We start from the raw sequence: 17,236 nt of genomic DNA, 5'->3' as shown, positions 1-17,236 counted from the left end.
ATGCGTTAAGTTATAGCTGATCTTTGATAAGATGATAAAAATAATATGCCTTGCTGTATATTTTACTAAAGCATTACTTCTGCATCATAAATCATTCGGCAAAGTGCTGTCATTCAGGTTAGAATAGGCTTTCATCATTTTGTAATTGATTTAGTATATTAAAAAATTGATCTTTGATTGATTTTTAGATCATTAAGCATATTCCAGTCATTGATTCAGGCCTACATTTCCAGATGCATCAACGTACACAACTGATTTTGCAACAGCTTGGCATTCAGCAGTGGATAGACCGTCAGACACCGACAATACAGCATCGTACAGATATTTTGTGGCGAGATCATCTGGTTGAGCCAAAATCTGCATCAATATTACAGAAACCACATTCCATTACCCAAGCGGATCAGACATCCGAAACATTAGTAAAAGAAAAAATTTCACCAAAAATTGACGATGTGGTTGTTATCGAAGATTTTTCTGTCATTACGGATAGAGTTTCAAAAGATGCTGTGGCAATTTTACCGTTACAGCAAAATATTTATTTTGATTATCAGCTTATGGTCCATGACCAGATACTTTTGCTCGCACAAATAAATAATCAACAGGAAATGCAACTTTTCCAAGGTATTGTACAGGCATGCTTTGCAACGCAACAACAATTGAAATGGCCATTGATGATTGAAAACTGGGAGATGCATGATCAACTGGTGGAAACTTACTTACAGGGGTATTTCTTTGAACACCAGCAAAAGATATTAATCATGTTAGGTGAAATTCAGCTTCCATTACAGAATTTGCAATTCAAACAATTTCATATCACACAATCATTACAACAAATGCTTGATTCGGCAGATTATAAGCGGTCATTATGGCAACTTATATACCCTTATATTTACGATATCGAGTCAGTGGATGAAAAAGAAAGTCGTCATATTCAGTAATATTTTTCCGGAATTTGAAGAGAAATTAAAACAGCAATTTGAAGTGGTCAAAATCAATCCCAAGTTGGGTGATGTAGATCAGCAAATTCGTGATGCTGTTCAGTATGCACACGGTATGATTGGTGCTGGGCGTAGGTTAGGAGCATCACAACTCGAAACGGCATCACAACTGGAAATTATTTCTACGGTCAGCGTTGGTTATGACAATTATGATGTTGCCTACCTTAAACAAAAAGGGATTTTATTGGCACATACACCGCATGTTCTGACCGAAACAACAGCAGATACCGCATTTACGCTATTAGTTAGTGCAGCAAGACGTGTTGTCGAACTAGATGGCTGGGCAAGAGCAGGCCATTGGCAGAAAACTGTATCAACGCAGGAATTTGGTGTTGATATTCATGCAAAAACCTTGGGTATCATTGGTTTGGGAAATATTGGTGCTGCGATTGCTCGTCGTGGTTATTATGGTTTTAATATGAATGTGGTATATCACGGACGCCAAGAAAAACCGGAAATTGCCAATGCTTTTAATGCCAGGTTTTTAGCGTTGGATGAACTATTGCAACAAGCCGATTTTGTGGTAGTGACGGTAGATTTAAATGAAACAACCCGACATTTATTATCTAATGCACAATTTGCAAAAATGCAAAAACATGCTGTTTTAGTTAATATTTCGCGTGGGGCTGTGATTGATGAGCAAGCATTAATTCACGCTTTGCAACAAAAACAAATTTTTGCAGCAGGGTTGGATGTATTTGAACATGAGCCACTTCAGCAATCACCATTATTTGAACTGGACAATGTGGTCATTACACCTCATATTGGTTCTGCAACTTTACAAACACGTCAGGCAATGAATCAACTGGCTTATGATAATCTGGTTGCGCAGTTGACAGGGAAAAAAGCCAGATATCTAGTCAATTAATTTTGATGATAATAATGCTTTCTAAATTAATTAGACTTTTTGTGAACGTATCTTTAAAGCCTTTATCTTCCCCCTTCACAGGGGGGATTTAATGATTTTCGTAAGAACTTTATTGAAAAACTTTTTTAGTTAAGAATATCGTTATTTATAAATGAATAGGCGAAACACTAAAGAAATAAATGAATCAATCCCGGCCCAATTAATACCATCAAAATACCCGCAATAATCATAGTCAAACTGGCAATTACACCTTCTTCAGTATCTCTTTGTTGTGCTCGGGCAGTACCAAAACCATGTGCAGCATTACCAAATGCGGCGCCATTGGCAATACGAGAGCGTATGTGAAAAAAGGCCAAAATCATATCGCCAAAAATCATGCCGATCAATCCGGTAATCACTGTAAATAATGACACAAGTGTTGCTGAACCATGTAAATTTTCTGCCAACACAATTGCAAATGGTGTGGAAATCGATCTTGCCATCAAGCTACCAGTAACTACTGCATCAAAATGAAACATTTGTGCCATTAAATAAGCACTATATACCCCGATACTCATACCAACAATAATGGCAATCGTTAATACCAGAATATGTTGTTTAATGGTTTCCCGATAACGATAAATGGGGATTGCAAAAGCAATGGTTGCCGGACCCAGTAATTGAACGATCCATTGAGTGTCTTGAGCATAGGTTTGATAAGAAATCCCAAAGATAATCATTAAGATAATGGTTAAAACCGGTACGGTAATGGCCGGAGATAACCACATTTTTGGATGTCGTACATATACTTTTTTTGCAATGATGTAGGCAACAATCGTCCAGATCAAGCAAGCAATTGCCCAAATATTCATAATGATTCTCTCAGACTGGTATATAGGAATAGGGGATTAATGTGTAGAGTGATTTAAGCGTTTGCGAGCACGTAAATATTTTTGCAAACGATACAAATAGTGAATACACAAACTGGTACTTACCATAACCAGCATGGTACCTACGCCAATACTTAGAATAAGTTGCCAGCCTTCCTTCAAAAATAATGATTTATATTGCACAACTGCCACCACCACAGGTAAAAAGAACAATACCAGTTCTTTTAATATTGCCTGCGAACCTAATTCAACCCATTCCAGTTTGATTAATCCAGTAAATAAGCACAGTAATAGGATGAACATGCCTAAAATACCAGCAGAAATATTATGAAAAACAAATTGATGTAGTAAACAACCCAACCACCAGAACACACTGAGTAATACAAGTTGTGCAATTACCTTAAAAAGTAATTGCAAATTTGTTTGGGGTTTCAATAAATATTTCATGCTGAAATTTAAGCCAAGTGTTTTGATAGGTTTATTTTAAATCCTTGGTAGATAGATATTATGAATATATTCATTTAAAATTATTCTAAAATGGAATGGTGAATGATTATGCTCTCGCTCAAACTATTACAATGTTTTGTGACACTGGTAGAATCAAAAAGTTTTACCAAAGCCGCAGAAAAACTTAATTTAACCCAACCGACGATAAGTAAAAATATTCAGCAGCTTGAACATGAGTTAAAAATTACATTGTTATTCAAATCTGAACAATTGCGTAAACGTCATATTGAATTAACAGAAATTGGTGAACGAGTTTATCAGCAGGCAAAGTTATTACTACAACAACAGCAAAATTTAATTCAGGATGTAAGAGATTTTCAGGCATTAAAGACAGGAACATTGAAAATGGGCGTACCACCCTTGGGTGGGCAATTACTAACAGGTGCATTGTTTGCATTTCATCGGCAATGTCCTGATGTGGAATTATCTTTTCTAGAAGTAGGTTCAAAAGGAATTGAGCAGGCCTTATTGCATAACGAATTAGATGCTGGGGTACTTTTAGATCCGATTGATGAAAGTGTATTTTATCGTATTGAATTATGCGATTATCCATTGATGGTTGTATTGCGAGCAGACTCTAATCTGGCACAGCGTAAAAATATTGCATTGATAGAATTACAAAATCAGTCATTTTTATTATTTCAGGAAAATTTTTCTTTAAATGGCAGAATTTTAACTGCCTGTCAGGATCAGGGATTCTCGCCAAATATTATCTGTCGAAGTAGCCAGTGGAATTTATTGGCCGATATGGTTTACCAGCGTATGGGAGTTGCACTTTTACCCAAATATTATACCGATATGTTAGATCAACAACGTTTTGCCGCAGTCGAATTGATTGAACCACAAATACGCTGGCATTTGGTTATGGCATGGAAAAAAAATCGCTGGTTATCTCCAGCAGTGAGTGCTTGGTTAAATGTTGTAAGGCAGCATTTTAGTCAAATCAAACGAGATTAAGTTTTGATTGATTTAGAAATAAAAAAGCTTCTGAAAATCAGAAGCTTTTTTTAATTAACGGCTTAAATGCTTGGCATTATCCGAAAGAATCGTCTGACAAATTTTTCCCAAGATTTGATGTAAAATATCAAATTCTGTATGTAGTGGTGTACTTTTACGTGTAATTAAAGCCAAAGTACGCTCTGGTGGATTTTTGATCGGATGAATGTCCAGTTGATTATGTGCCATAAGATTTGCATTTTGAATGGCAATTTCTGGCAACATCGTAAAGCCCAGATTGGCAATAACCATTTCCAGTAAAGTAGGTAATGAACTGGCTTTTAAACGATTGTCATTTTTGCGTTCGTTAATTGGGCAAACACTTAAAGCATGATCACGCAGACAATGACCTTCCTCTAGCAAAATTAAACGCGATAAATCCAGATCATCCAGTATTTTTGCCTGAGTTGTTTGTTGATCTTGTGTATTGCAAACAATATATAAGCGTTCTGTGGCAACTTCTTTGACTTTTAAACCATGTGTATCAAAAGGAAGTGCTAAAAACACCATATCTAAATTACCGTGCTCCAGACGTTCGATAATTTTTTCACTCTGTGCTTCATGTAAATGTAAGCGGATGCGTGGTAACTCCTGATGCACAGCTTCCAGCAATTGTGTCAAAACAAATGGTGCAATGGTTGGAATAATACCCAGATGAAGATCTCCAGTGAGTGGTTCGCTCATTTCGCGACTTAAACGCATGAGATCCTGCGCATCCGCCAATAATACACGGGCACGGGCGACCACTTGTTCACCTAAAGGTGTAAGGCGAACATTCTGGCGATCGCGTTCTACCAAAACGCCCCCCAACAGACGTTCAAGCTCCATAATGCCACCTGAGAGTGTAGATTGTGTCACAAATGAGCGGCGAGCAGCTTCAGTAAAATGCAAAGTTTCTGATAACGTTACGAGATAAGAAAGCTGACGAAGAGAAGGTAATGCAGCCATAATGTCCTAAGGAGTTAAGTTTTGAATATGTTGTACAAAAGATTGAACAATTTTAGGTAAAAAGTAAGGCGGAATATCATGCCCTAAACCATCGATAAGTTCAAATTTTGCGTTTTTAATCGCTTTTGCAACTGCTTTACCATGCGCTGGTGGTAATAGGCGATCACGACTACCATGAACGACTATCGTAGGCTGTTGTATTTGTTTGTCAAGATGTTGTAACGAACCTGTGCAAAGAATTGCCAAAAAATGTCGTACAGCACCTAATGGATAATAATTTCTTTGATACAGTAATCGGGCAAATTTAGCCGCTTCGATCTGATTAATATGACCTGGCGAACCGATAATATTATATAGCTTAAGCGAATGTCGAATCACATTTTCTTCAGTTTGTCCCTGAGGCCGTGAAATTAAGCTAAATAATTGTTTGGGATAAGGCGGTGGTAATAATGCTTGATTATTACTGGTAAAAAGTAATCCCAAACTTTTAACCTGCTCAGGATGCTCTGCTGCAAGAATTTGTGCAATCATGCCGCCCATAGACGCACCAATTACATGAACGTTTGCCAATCCGAGAGCATTGATGAGTAAAGATGCATCTTCAGCCATATCATATAAAGTATAAGGCGCTCCCTCATTCTTTAATCCCAGACTGAAACGAACCATAAGAGTATAGGGATTAAGCTTTTTATTGGGCTGATTATCCGATTTACTGGATAGTCCAATATCACGATTATCATAACGGATCACTTGAAATCCGGCATGAATTAATTGTCGACAAAAGGCATCTGGCCAATGTACCAATTGTCCTCCTAAGCCCATGATGAGTAAAATTGTCGGATGTTGAGGGTTACCACCAATTTCAACATGCAAGGTCTGACCATTGTCCAAAGTAACTGTGCATTGTTGCATAAAGGCACTATAGGGAGAGGCCTGTAATGATAATGCTGTGGTAGACATAATTTATCTCAAAATTAAACAGCAAAAGCTGTATAAAAACATATTGGGAAGCTAGGATTGTAGGGCAATCAAATCCGGAACTTGTTTGGTTAATGTTAAACGTTGTTTTGCTGCTGTAGCACCAAGTAATACAAAACCACGTAAAGCTCCTTGTAAATCAAAAGCTTTGGCAATCATGCCATCGTCAAGCTCTTCACTTTGCCAATTGATATCAATCTCTTGTGGTGCAGCTAATACAGTTAAAGGTGCGGCTGGTGTTTTAACTGCAACAGGCATTGCCGGATAATGAACCGTAGTTTGTTGTCCAGCCAGTGATTTTGCTAAAGCTCTTGCTTGTTGCATAAGTGGCATGACGAAGGGCAATAAAATTCCATTGACCTCAGCACAATCACCAATAGCGTAAATATCCTGTAGATTTGTTGCAAGTCGTGTATTGGTTAAAATACCACGGCTAACTTTGATGCCTGCCTGTTTTGCAAGTTCAATATTTGGTTGTAAACCAATTGCAGAGAGAACGACATCCGCAATTAAACGTTGTCCGCTAGACAAAGTTACTTCGTAATGCTGGTCTATTTTATTCACTTTTTCTACAGTGGTTTGTAAAATAAATTGAATACCGACTTCTTCAAGATTATGACGAAAACGTTGGGCAATATGTTCCGGTAGTAAACGTCCTAATGGTTGTGGCGCTAAATCAACCACAGTCACCTGATGTTGCTTACTGGTTAAATCATTGGCAAATTCACATCCAATTAATCCTGCGCCCAGAATCAAAACACGATGCTGTGTTTCTTGATCGATATGATTACGAAATTTATGGTAATCATTTAAATTATTGACAACATAAATATCATCTGCACCGTCACCAGAAATTGCCAGACGAACAGGATTAGCACCCACTGCCAGAATGAGTTGGCTATAATTTAATTGTTTATTTTCTGATAAGGTCAGCAGGTGTTGTGCCGCATCAATTTCTTTTACCCATGTATGCGATAGAATTTCTATATTGAGCTGTGCTGCCATTTTTTCTGCATCAGCCATGGCTATTTGTGCCGCAGAACGGTTACCTGCCAGTGCATTGGATAACATGGGCTTGGAATAATTCACACCATCATCAGCAGTAATCATAATGAGATTATGCTCTGGATGAAGCTTACGAAACTCGCGTGCAAGTGCATAGCCTGCCATACCAGAACCAATAATAATGATGGGATGCATTGTCTTACTCCATTACGTCAATATTTTTATCAAAACCACGTAGACTGAACTACGTGGTTGTATTGTCATTAAATCTCAATCATTTCAAAATCAGCTTTAGACACTCCACAATCAGGGCATGTCCAGTCTTCAGGAATATCTTCCCATTTCGTCCCTGCAACAATACCGTCTTCTGGCCAGCCTAATGCCTCATCATAGATCCAACCACATACGATACATTGATATTTTTTCATAACTTACTCCGTGCGCTGATTCGGTGGTAAAACTCTGCCTATCATCAGACTAGTATAGTGGAAGTTGAATGGTACTGCTGTGATTTCTAGCTTCAAAAATAGCAAATATAGATGATCTATCTTGTTATGAATAAATCTTGGGTGTAATGCTGAGGGTTAAGTTTTAAGGATGAAAAATATTTTGAATAGGTTGTCGTGTCCTGAATGGTAAAATTTTCTTATAGTGGTTTACATCAGCTGAAACACCTTATGCTAAACTCTATTGTTATATTTGAAATATGAAAACTGGAAGGAATATGCACTAATGAAAAAAATAATCAGTATTTTGGGGATAGTGAGTTTATTAATTAGTTCTTTAGCGCAGGCAAAAAATAATTATCAGGTTAGAAATCTGAATCAATTTGCACAGTTAATGGAAAATATTAACGCACAACATGCTACTCGATTAAAACAATTCATTGCTCAACTGGATCCATCAGCAACGCATTTAAACCCTCAACAAACAATACAATATTGCGCTTTGATGCAACAAAGTATTGACGAAAATTTTGCAGCTTACGATATAAATCGACAACTCTTTACAGGACCGGGAGCCATGTTGAGCAAAGCAGATTTTGTCAATAAGGTAAATGCTGAACCATTGGTACAGACTTTAAAAAGACAAGGAGTAAGTTGCAATTATCAATAAGTGTAATTTGATTTTTTTATATCATGTGGGGGAAGGTCACTAAAAGTTATATATGATAACGAATAATTATAGTAGAACAGCCAGATTGAAGATTTAAGCAAGTTTTGCTTTAATTTTGGCAGACACTTGTGCAGGATCGGCACGCCCGGCTATGATCGGACGTAGAGAATTCATCACCTTACCCATATCTTTCATGCTAGTTGCTTCTTGCGCTGTAATTGTTTGCGCAATGAGAGAATCAAGCTCTTCCTCAGTCATAGCTTCTGGTAGAAATTGAGATAAAACCTCAAGTTCGGCTTGTTCTTTACTAGCTAAATCATCACGACCAGCACCTGCATAGGCTTTGATCGATTCTTTACGTTGTTTAACCTGTTTTTCAATGACATTTAGAACTTGTTTATCGTCAAGTTCAATACGTTCATCTACTTCGATTTGCTTGATTGCTGCCTGTAGACCACGGATCACCGTTACAACTGCCATGTTTTTTGCTTTCATTTCAGTTTTTAATGTTTCGGTAATTTGAGTTTTTAAAGTGGTCATTGCAGTTCTCAATTCACAAATTAATTAGTAAAGGCGAGTTGTACGTACAGATTCACGAGCAAGTTTTTTTTGATAACGTTTTACTGCTGCTGCTTTTTTACGTTTACGTTCTTGAGTTGGTTTTTCGTAAAATTCACGTTTACGAACGTCAGCCAAAATACCTGCTTTTTCGCAAGAACGTTTAAAACGACGGATAGCAACGTCAACTGGTTCGCCTTCTTTCAATTTAACTTGTGGCATGTAGAATCCTCTGTTGGATGATCGATAATGTAAGTACGCCACGTACTTACGGTAAGTGAGTGCAGCATTTTACGCTTTTACATTGTTTTATACAAGTCTATAATAGGTTCTACCGATATTTTAACCGTATAAATAGGCATTTTTGACATGATTGTACTTGGCTTGGAAACTTCATGCGATGAAACAGGACTGGCATTGTATGACAGTGAGCAAGGCTTGATTGGTCAAGTGTTGTATAGTCAAATTAAACTTCATGCGGAATATGGGGGGGTTGTGCCAGAACTGGCCTCTCGCGATCATGTGCGAAAATTAATTCCTTTACTGAATGAATTATTGTTACAAAGTCATGTAAAAAAATCACAGATTGATGCAGTGGCTTACACTCGTGGGCCAGGTCTAATGGGCGCCTTGATGACAGGTGCATTGTTTGGACGGACGTTGGCATTTGCTTTGGATAAGCCTGCAATTGGTGTGCATCACATGGAAGGGCATTTATTGGCACCTTTATTATCCAAGAATCCACCACAATTTCCTTTTGTGGCATTGCTGGTTTCTGGCGGGCACACGCAACTAATGGCAGCACATGCACTAGGAGAGTATGAGTTATTAGGCGAATCCATTGATGATGCGGCAGGAGAGGCCTTTGATAAAGTGGCTAAAATGCTGAATTTACCTTATCCCGGCGGCCCACAGATTGCCAAACTTGCATTAAATGGTGACCCAGAAGCATTCGCATTTCCACGCCCGTTGATGCACCAAGCCTTAAACTTTTCTTTTAGTGGTCTGAAAACCGCAGTGTCTAGCCAAATCAAAGCAGTGCAAGGGCAATCGCGTGAAGCAGATATTGCTGCATCTTTTCAGGAGGCTGTTGTTGATACATTGGTTAAAAAATCAATCAAAGCATTAAAACATACTGGGCTTAAACAACTGGTGATTGCTGGTGGTGTCAGTGCCAATCAACGTTTAAGAGAAAAACTAGAAAAATCATTAAATGGTATGGGAGCGAAAGTCTACTATGCCGAACCAGCTTTATGTACAGATAATGGCGCAATGATTGCTTTTGCAGGTTATCAACGGCTCAAAGCTGGGCAAGGAGATGATTTGGCAGTAACGACAACCCCACGTTGGCCGATGACAGAATTAAGTTTAGTTACAAAACCCTGATTACTTTAAATAAACAATGAGTAAATGATGATGATTTACTCATTGTTAAAAATTAGCAGCATTGATCCGTTGTAGAAATTTGTCCTTTTCTTTCTTTTATTGCTAGGCGTACAATGGTGATTCCTGCACTAATCCCTAAAACTGCCATAATCATGGCAACAATAAAATCAGGTAAAATACTCCCTGTGCCAAATACTCCGATAGCAGCAAAAATGACTGCAATATTGGCAATTGCATCATTGCGACTACATAACCAGACAGATTGCATATTGGCATCACCGCTTCTAAATTTATAAAGCAAGAGTGCACAGACAATATTGACCACAAGTGCTAAAAGCGCAATCATACCCATAGCAATGGGTTCTGGAGGAATACCTTGAAAATAGGCAAAAACTGTTTTTCCAATAACAATCCCTGCAAAAATTAACATGGTTAAACCTTTAATTAATGCCGCAGTTGCTCGCCAGTACAAACTTAAACCGATAACTGCTAGAGAAATAGCATAATTTGCGCTATCGCCAAAAAAATCCAATGCATCTGCCCAAAGTGAAGAGGAGTGTGTGTATAGTCCCCCAAGAATTTCAACGAGAAACATCGTTAAATTTAAAATTAATGCTAACCATAAAACAATTTTAAATTTATGATCATGTTTTGGGGCAGGTGGTGGAGTACAACAGCAAGCCATGTTTACGCGCTCATTTCGATGGAATAGACTTATTTAAAACAATGGTGTAACCCCATGGTCAAGAGGTAAATATGTATTTAATTTCTGATCTTGCAAAAAAGGCCAATACAACAACTGATGCAATACGTTTTTATCTGCAGAAAGGTTTACTCAAACCTACATTAAAAGCAGAAAATGGCTATTATTTTTATGATGATGTAGTCCTTGAGCGTTTACTTTTTATTCGAAACTGCCGTGATCTGGATATTTCTATTGCTGAAATTGAACAATTAATTTTCTTATTGCAGGATAAGGCAAGGTGTTGTCATACAGTCAATGATTTAATCACACAGCATATTACTGCACTTGATCAAAAAATCATGCAATTGCAGAAATTTAGAGAAAAATTACTGGATATTCGTAGCTCTTGTACAACGGTTGGAACCATTGAGTCCTGTTCAATTATTAAACATTTTGAGCAGGGTAAATGACCAGGAAAATCATTTATCCCTGCTTTGTATTTTATGATTGTTGTTGTAACTGTGTTTGTCCAATCCAATGTCTGGCAAATTGACTGGCTGCACGACCAGAACGCTGACCACGTAACTGGCACCAACGCAATGCTTCAGCTCGAGCCTCATCCGATAATTGTACATTGTCCTGACCTAACCAGTGTTGTACAACTTCCAAATAAAGCTGTTGATCCATTGGGTAAAAAGATAACCATAATCCAAAACGGTCAGAAAGAGATATTTTTTCTTCAATGGCTTCCTGTGGGTGTAGTTCGGTATATTGTGGAACATCGACTTTACGCACAGGTGTATTTTCATGCATAAATTCAGGCAATAAATGACGGCGATTGGATGTAGCATAGATTAAAATATTATCGGCTCCTGATTGTAATGAACCATCCAGTGCGCTTTTTAAACTACGATAATTTTCATCTTCTGCATTAAATGCCATATCATCACAGTACACGATGTATTTTTCCGGACGATTTTTAATTTGTTCGCGGATTAGCGGTAGATCTTTTAAATCATCTCGTTCAATCTCAATAATACGCAATCCCTGATCTTGATAATCTGTTAATAAAGCACGTACCAGTGAGGATTTACCTGTACCACGGGCACCAGTTAACAGCACGTCATTGGCTGGCAATCCCTTAATAAATTGCAGGGTGTTTTTTACAATTTTTTCTTTTTGCGTTTCAATACCTTTTAAATCATCCAGATGAATTTTTTTTGGAGAATTTATCGAATTGAGTTGCTGATTTTTCCAGAAATAAGCCGGAGCTGTAAAATCAGGGGCACTGCGTACTGGGGGGAGTTGTTGTTGCACCTGAATAGCCAATTGTTGTAGTAACTGCAAAAACTCGTCAGGTAATTCGATGCTTGCCATATTTTATTATTCCAAAAAAAACTATTTGTATGCAAATTTAAGCACTTTTGTCCTTGTGTATCCAGTCCGGTTTATAGATAGTAAGACACACTAGACATTGACTTGGTCTATGGCTCACATCATATAGGGAAAAATTGTGTATATGCAGCAATATAATCCAGCAAAGCTTAATTCACATCAACGTTATCGTATTGCCACGCTAAAACGGGATTTACAGTATGCTGAAAATTATGCGCAGTGGAAAGAAATTGCACTGGAATTAGATAAAGTGACTGGACTAGAGGCATGGAAATATGAAAATGCTTCACCATATTACGGTTCTGAATTTATTGCGCATCGTCTAACCAGAATTAAACGCTTAAGAATGGCGAATGAACAACTTGAGTTGGCTCAGTTTCTACGTGAAGGTTTGAATTTCGATATTGCCAATATTGCACATCCCTTACTATTTGCCCATACATTTGTTGGCACAAAAAAATTAATTGAAGAATATATAGAAACCGTAAGTGAATGCTTTGCTTATGTTGCTTCTGAGCAGTTTGATGCATTTTCACTTGTTGAAAAAATCAAATATTTTAAAGAAGCTTCGCATGCCTATGGACAACCTGCATTAATGTTCTCTGGTGGCGCCACACTAGGTTTGTTTCATAGCGGTGTATGTAAAGCATTAATGGAACAAGATTTACTACCAAAAGTTGTTTCAGGCTCAAGTGCAGGCGCATTGATGACCGGAGTCGCTGTCACTAAAACTGATACAGAATTGCTGGATATGATCAACGGTGAGGGTTTTTATGATCATGTTTTCAAATTCCGTAACTTTATGAAAGTGTTGCGTGATCGACAGGGAATTGCCGATATTCAAGTGTTGAAAAAATTTTTACGAGAGAATCTGGGAGAGTATACGTTTAGTGAAGCCTTTGAAAAATCCGGCCGTCATGCATCGATTGTGGTAGCGCCTTATGAAGCAGAATATAATCCACGAATCATGAATGAAATTACTGCACCGGATTTATTGGTATGGAGTGCTACACTAGCATCTTGCGCAGTACCATTTTTATTTCCACCTGTACGCTTAACCACTAAGCGCAAAGATGGCGCCTATACCCCTTATATGGCGAGTACACGTTGGGTCGACGGTAGTGTACGTAGTGATTTTCCACAGGAAAAAATGGCAAGATTATATAATATTAATTATTCTATTGCCTGTCAGGTCAATCCTCATATTGTGCCGTTTATGCAAAATGATGTTGAGCGCTATCGACAGGATTTACTGAGTTGGCCTAATCGTTTTATTCGAAATCAAAGCAAAAATTTAACGCTTGAAACCATGGACTTTTTAAGAGCCAGATTAGGACGAGTGCCATTGGTACAGAAAGTTATTGATAATAGTTATGGGATTGTTGGCCAACGTTATTATGGAGATATCAATATTATTGGTAATTTTAGTTTAAGGCACTTTACGTATATGTTAAAAAATCCTGATCAAAAAATTTTTAAAACATTACAAAGAGAAGGGGAACGAGCAACTTGGCCGAAAATTGCGAATATTGAAGCTCATGCTCGAGTAGGAAAAGCACTGGAACAACATTTACATGCGCTTAAAGTGCAACAACTTGAGATAAATGTTGGGAATTAAATGTTTAACTGGTCGCAACTGGAAATGGTTGAGTCGCTTGGTGTACATTCGAGAGAACTATCTGGTCAATATGTATTAAAAATCAGGTCTGCCAAACAAGATTGGGTTATGAAAGCGGTAACAGCGGATGCAGACTCTACAACTGTGCAGGAACTTCAGCATGAAATAGCTTGTTATCAATGTTTTCGACAGCAAGAATTTTGTCATGAATTTTATATTTATCAAGTTGATGATCATATTGTTGGCAATTTTAATGGATCAGCATTATCTAAATTAAATTTAAGCGGACAATTTTTGTTATTGCCATATCAATCAACATTAAAAACACTGACTTTAAATGATTGGTCTTTAGGCAAAAAAATCAAAAATTTTATGATAATTTGTCAAACAGTTCAGCAATTACACGATTTGGGGTATGTGCATGCCGATTTAAAATTATCACATTTTTGTTTACAACAAGATCAAATAAAATTACTCGATTTTGCGCAAACGCAAAAAATTCAAGAGCAAAATATAAAAATACAGCCTTTAGGTACACCAGCTTATATGGCGCCAGAATTATTTTTGGGGAGATGTTGTTCGATACAAAGTGATATTTATGCATTGGGAATCTGTTTTTATGAAATATTAAATGGTAAAAAACCGTATCAAGGTAAAACTTATCGACATTGGGCACAATTGCATTGCCAACAAGATATTCCGTTATGTGTTGAGCCAAAACAATATTTACAATCTGTACTTGATCGGATGCTTGCAAAGCAGCTTCAACATAGATTTAGTACTCTGAATGAGGTAATTAATGCCTTAAGCGAATTAAAACCAAGAAAATCCCAAGAAATTGATGATTAAATGTGCATTTGGTTGAAATTTTTAAAGAAAATCCTTTGCAAACAGCAAACGCATTGCTAATATACGCAGCACATCGGGGGCGTGGCGAAATTGGTAGACGCACTGGATTTAGGTTCCAGCGCCGCAAGGTGTGAGAGTTCGAGTCTCTCCGCCCCCACCATAATAATCATTATAACGATGTTATTATTTAATTTCTAATATCATTTATTAGTAATCATCTCACATTTATTTTTTAGTAGCATATTTATCTTTTCTTTTAAATACAAAATTTAATTCATTTATAGCTTCTCATCGCTTTAACTATGTTTGATTGCTAATAGGTTTTGTATGTGTAGACTTGAATAAGTATAGATAAATATTTCTCATAACATTCAATAGATCAAATTTTTATTTTCTACAGCATATATATGAATGATAAAAAGTATTGATAAACTTGTAGAATCTATTGAGAATTAAAAAGATTTTGTCTAAATTTTCTTAAAAAGAATGATGTTTGTTGTTTTAATATGCAAACAATATAAAAAGCGCTTGGCAAATGCAGATTGCATTGCTAATATACGCAGCACATCGGGGGCGTGGCGAAATTGGTAGACGCACTGGATTTAGGTTCCAGCGCCGCAAGGTGTGAGAGTTCGAGTCTCTCCGCCCCCACCATAATTATTATAATGATTTTATTTTTTATCATTCTCCATCTAATCTATACAAAATTATTTTTTGATCCCATTATAATCAGTTAATACTCATTGTTTTTAATTTAAATGGATTTTATCTATGCAACAACAGCAAATGAATTATATTGAAATCATCGAAAGTGGTGGACCAGAAGTTTTACAAATTCGTCAAACTGATATTCCACAACCAAAAGCTGATGAAGTCTTAATTAAAGTACGTGCAGCAGGCATAAATCGTCCAGATATTTTGCAACGTAAAGGTTTATATCCTATGCCCAAAGGCGTAACCAATATTCCGGGATTGGAAGTTGCTGGTGATGTGGTTGCAATAGGAGGTAATGTACAACGTTTCCAGATAGGGGATCAGGTTTGTGCTTTAACTAATGGTGGCGGTTATGCTGAGTATTGTGTGGTTGATGTCACTCAGGTTTTACATAAACCTAAAAATTTAACTTATGTTGAGGCTGCGGCAATCCCTGAAACCTATTTTACTGTCTGGGTTAATATTTTTTCCATCGGTCGATTACAAAAATATGAAACAGCGTTGATCCATGGTGGTGCCAGTGGTATTGGTTCAACAGCATTAAGCTTGTGTAAAGCGATGGGAATTCGTGCTTTCGCAACGGTTGGTGCTGAAGACAAAGTACAAGCACTGGCAGATTTTGGTCATATCATCAATTATAAGACACAGGATTTTGAACAAGAAATTTTGCAGCAAACTGAACAAAAAGGCGTAGATGTAATTTTAGATATTGTAGGTGCATCTTATTTTAATAAAAATATTAATTTGCTTAAAAAAGATGGTCGTCTGGTGATTATTGGATTTATGGGCGGACGTTATGCGGATAAGGTGGATTTACAGGCAATTATGTTAAAGCGCTTGATTGTCACCGGCTCAACCATGCGGGCACGTGACCAACAAGAAAAACAAAAAATTGCTGAAGATCTGGAACATCATGTTTGGCCATTGATTGAAACAGGTCAATGTAAACCTTTAGTTTATAAAACTTTTAATTTTGAAGATGTACAGCAAGCACATCAATGTATGGAAGCTAGTCAACATATTGGTAAAATTGTTCTGGATCTGGAACAAACATAAATTTCATTTTCAATAGCCAGATGAAATACTCTGGCTATTTTAGTTAAAAGTTCAATAATTTATAAATTATGATGTAGGTTACATTACGCATAGATTGTTTGTACGTTGGCTGGCTTTTGTAATAATCTGTAAGTTATCCAATAACGTAAAGCATGATCAATTTGGGTAGATTGCTTGTGACAGGCAGACTGATCCCAGACTTCAGCACAATGAGATCCTGTCAGGAGATTGGCTTGGATTTGGTAAACAAAAACTGGAGTATGCTGTAAATTTTTCGTAACTTGTAGAAGATTTTCAAATAATTGGCAGGTTGGTTGTACTTGCCAGTGCCGACTAAACCATAATTGTAATAAATCTCCCAAATAAAGCTGTACTTTTCTGAAAGGGAATACTGTAATAAAGGCATTCTCAACCAGAATAGTATAACATTCTGGTTGTTGAATAAGTGATTGATAATGATATTGATAAAAAGACCAACGAGAAAATATTTGAGGTATGGTCAATGTCTGCATTATTTTGCTCCTATTTAGCCATTTAAGTGCTGGCAAGTTGGTTTAAATCCACACTGTCTGATTTGGTCAGACCCTAAGTTTCCAATTAAATTATCAGAATTATTTGAAGCTGGCAAGATTTCACGATTCAAAAGGTGATGTATTGATTGAATATATTGCGTACAGTTACATCCTCTAA

General features: G+C 37.1%; 20 protein-coding genes and 2 tRNA genes. 11 read left to right on the top strand and 11 right to left on the bottom strand.

What is annotated here, in order from left to right; translation table 11 throughout:
* Positions 1-233 precede the first annotated feature (233 nt).
* On the top strand, positions 234-938 hold the full coding sequence (locus F4V57_RS04270) for a hypothetical protein (RefSeq protein WP_070069516.1): 705 nt from the start codon (positions 234-236) through the stop codon (positions 936-938).
* On the top strand, positions 910-1,866 hold the full coding sequence (locus F4V57_RS04265) for a 2-hydroxyacid dehydrogenase (protein ID WP_070069515.1): 957 nt from the start codon (positions 910-912) through the stop codon (positions 1,864-1,866). The genes F4V57_RS04270 and F4V57_RS04265 overlap by 29 nt, the downstream gene beginning before the upstream one ends.
* Before the next feature lie 167 nt (positions 1,867-2,033).
* Here the strand turns inward: F4V57_RS04265 and F4V57_RS04260 are convergent, their stop codons facing one another.
* Both F4V57_RS04260 and F4V57_RS04255 read right to left on the bottom strand, forming a co-directional pair.
* A complete protein-coding gene (locus tag F4V57_RS04260) occupies positions 2,034-2,717 on the bottom strand; it encodes an LrgB family protein (protein WP_070069514.1) in 684 nt (227 codons plus the stop codon).
* A gap of 36 nt (positions 2,718-2,753) precedes the next feature.
* Complete coding sequence (locus F4V57_RS04255; RefSeq protein WP_070069513.1) at positions 2,754-3,182, bottom strand: CidA/LrgA family protein; 429 nt, start codon at positions 3,180-3,182, stop codon at positions 2,754-2,756.
* Positions 3,183-3,290: 108 nt separating this feature from the next.
* Here F4V57_RS04255 and F4V57_RS04250 point away from each other — a divergent pair, with 108 nt between their 5' ends.
* Positions 3,291-4,199, top strand: a complete 909-nt coding sequence (locus tag F4V57_RS04250) for a LysR family transcriptional regulator (RefSeq protein WP_070069525.1) — start codon at positions 3,291-3,293, stop codon at positions 4,197-4,199.
* A gap of 54 nt (positions 4,200-4,253) precedes the next feature.
* On the opposite strand, the gene oxyR is transcribed toward F4V57_RS04250, so the two are convergent.
* From oxyR to rubA, 4 genes are all read right to left on the bottom strand, one after another.
* Complete coding sequence (oxyR, locus tag F4V57_RS04245) at positions 4,254-5,186, bottom strand: LysR family transcriptional regulator OxyR (protein WP_070069512.1); 933 nt, start codon at positions 5,184-5,186, stop codon at positions 4,254-4,256.
* Between the two features lie 6 nt (positions 5,187-5,192).
* Complete coding sequence (locus F4V57_RS04240) at positions 5,193-6,146, bottom strand: alpha/beta fold hydrolase (protein WP_070069511.1); 954 nt, start codon at positions 6,144-6,146, stop codon at positions 5,193-5,195.
* A gap of 51 nt (positions 6,147-6,197) precedes the next feature.
* Positions 6,198-7,364: an NAD(P)/FAD-dependent oxidoreductase gene (locus F4V57_RS04235; protein WP_070069510.1), complete on the bottom strand. Its 1,167-nt coding sequence runs from the start codon at positions 7,362-7,364 to the stop codon at positions 6,198-6,200.
* Positions 7,365-7,432: 68 nt separating this feature from the next.
* Positions 7,433-7,597 carry a rubredoxin RubA gene (gene rubA / locus F4V57_RS04230; RefSeq protein WP_070069509.1) on the bottom strand — a complete coding sequence of 55 codons (165 nt, stop codon included), beginning with the start codon at positions 7,595-7,597 and terminating at the stop codon, positions 7,433-7,435.
* A gap of 304 nt (positions 7,598-7,901) precedes the next feature.
* Here rubA and F4V57_RS04225 point away from each other — a divergent pair, with 304 nt between their 5' ends.
* Complete coding sequence (locus F4V57_RS04225) at positions 7,902-8,285, top strand: hypothetical protein (RefSeq protein ID WP_070069508.1); 384 nt, start codon at positions 7,902-7,904, stop codon at positions 8,283-8,285.
* 93 nt (positions 8,286-8,378) lie between these two features.
* Here F4V57_RS04225 and F4V57_RS04220 read toward each other — a convergent pair whose 3' ends face one another.
* Both F4V57_RS04220 and rpsU read right to left on the bottom strand, forming a co-directional pair.
* On the bottom strand, positions 8,379-8,825 hold the full coding sequence (locus F4V57_RS04220) for a GatB/YqeY domain-containing protein (RefSeq protein ID WP_070069507.1): 447 nt from the start codon (positions 8,823-8,825) through the stop codon (positions 8,379-8,381).
* Between the two features lie 24 nt (positions 8,826-8,849).
* On the bottom strand, positions 8,850-9,065 hold the full coding sequence (rpsU, locus tag F4V57_RS04215) for a 30S ribosomal protein S21 (protein ID WP_070069506.1): 216 nt from the start codon (positions 9,063-9,065) through the stop codon (positions 8,850-8,852).
* A 147-nt stretch (positions 9,066-9,212) separates the two neighbouring features.
* On the opposite strand from rpsU, the gene tsaD reads away from it, so the two are divergent.
* Positions 9,213-10,229 (top strand): tRNA (adenosine(37)-N6)-threonylcarbamoyltransferase complex transferase subunit TsaD, encoded by a 1,017-nt coding sequence (gene tsaD / locus F4V57_RS04210; RefSeq protein WP_070069505.1) that lies wholly within the window; start codon positions 9,213-9,215, stop codon positions 10,227-10,229.
* A gap of 52 nt (positions 10,230-10,281) precedes the next feature.
* Here the strand turns inward: tsaD and F4V57_RS04205 are convergent, their stop codons facing one another.
* Positions 10,282-10,914 carry a cation transporter gene (locus F4V57_RS04205; protein WP_070069504.1) on the bottom strand — a complete coding sequence of 211 codons (633 nt, stop codon included), beginning with the start codon at positions 10,912-10,914 and terminating at the stop codon, positions 10,282-10,284.
* Positions 10,915-10,985: 71 nt separating this feature from the next.
* Between F4V57_RS04205 and F4V57_RS04200 the strand changes: the two genes are divergently transcribed.
* Complete coding sequence (locus F4V57_RS04200; protein ID WP_070069503.1) at positions 10,986-11,384, top strand: MerR family transcriptional regulator; 399 nt, start codon at positions 10,986-10,988, stop codon at positions 11,382-11,384.
* Positions 11,385-11,415: 31 nt separating this feature from the next.
* Here F4V57_RS04200 and F4V57_RS04195 read toward each other — a convergent pair whose 3' ends face one another.
* Entirely contained in the window at positions 11,416-12,291 is an 876-nt protein-coding gene (locus F4V57_RS04195; RefSeq protein WP_070069502.1) for an ATP-binding protein, read from the bottom strand.
* A 142-nt stretch (positions 12,292-12,433) separates the two neighbouring features.
* Here F4V57_RS04195 and F4V57_RS04190 point away from each other — a divergent pair, with 142 nt between their 5' ends.
* From F4V57_RS04190 to F4V57_RS04170, 5 genes are all read left to right on the top strand, one after another.
* Positions 12,434-13,927, top strand: a complete 1,494-nt coding sequence (locus F4V57_RS04190; protein WP_070069501.1) for a DUF3336 domain-containing protein — start codon at positions 12,434-12,436, stop codon at positions 13,925-13,927.
* On the top strand, positions 13,928-14,776 hold the full coding sequence (locus F4V57_RS04185; protein WP_070069500.1) for a serine/threonine-protein kinase: 849 nt from the start codon (positions 13,928-13,930) through the stop codon (positions 14,774-14,776). It begins immediately after the preceding gene.
* A gap of 75 nt (positions 14,777-14,851) precedes the next feature.
* Positions 14,852-14,936, top strand: a tRNA-Leu gene (locus F4V57_RS04180).
* 409 nt (positions 14,937-15,345) lie between these two features.
* Positions 15,346-15,430: transfer RNA gene (locus F4V57_RS04175), tRNA-Leu, on the top strand.
* Between the two features lie 117 nt (positions 15,431-15,547).
* The gene (locus F4V57_RS04170; RefSeq protein WP_070069499.1) at positions 15,548-16,546 is read left to right on the top strand and encodes an NAD(P)H-quinone oxidoreductase; all 999 of its coding nucleotides are present in this window, start codon (positions 15,548-15,550) and stop codon (positions 16,544-16,546) included.
* 83 nt (positions 16,547-16,629) lie between these two features.
* Here the strand turns inward: F4V57_RS04170 and F4V57_RS04165 are convergent, their stop codons facing one another.
* Positions 16,630-17,058, bottom strand: coding sequence for a hypothetical protein (locus tag F4V57_RS04165; protein ID WP_070069498.1), 429 nt, complete (start codon positions 17,056-17,058; stop codon positions 16,630-16,632).
* Positions 17,059-17,236: the final 178 nt, after the last annotated feature.

Origin of the sequence: Acinetobacter qingfengensis, from assembly GCF_008693185.1 — a bacterium.
GTDB lineage: Bacteria > Pseudomonadota > Gammaproteobacteria > Pseudomonadales > Moraxellaceae > Acinetobacter > Acinetobacter qingfengensis.
This window is presented reverse-complemented; position numbering and strand designations above follow the sequence as displayed.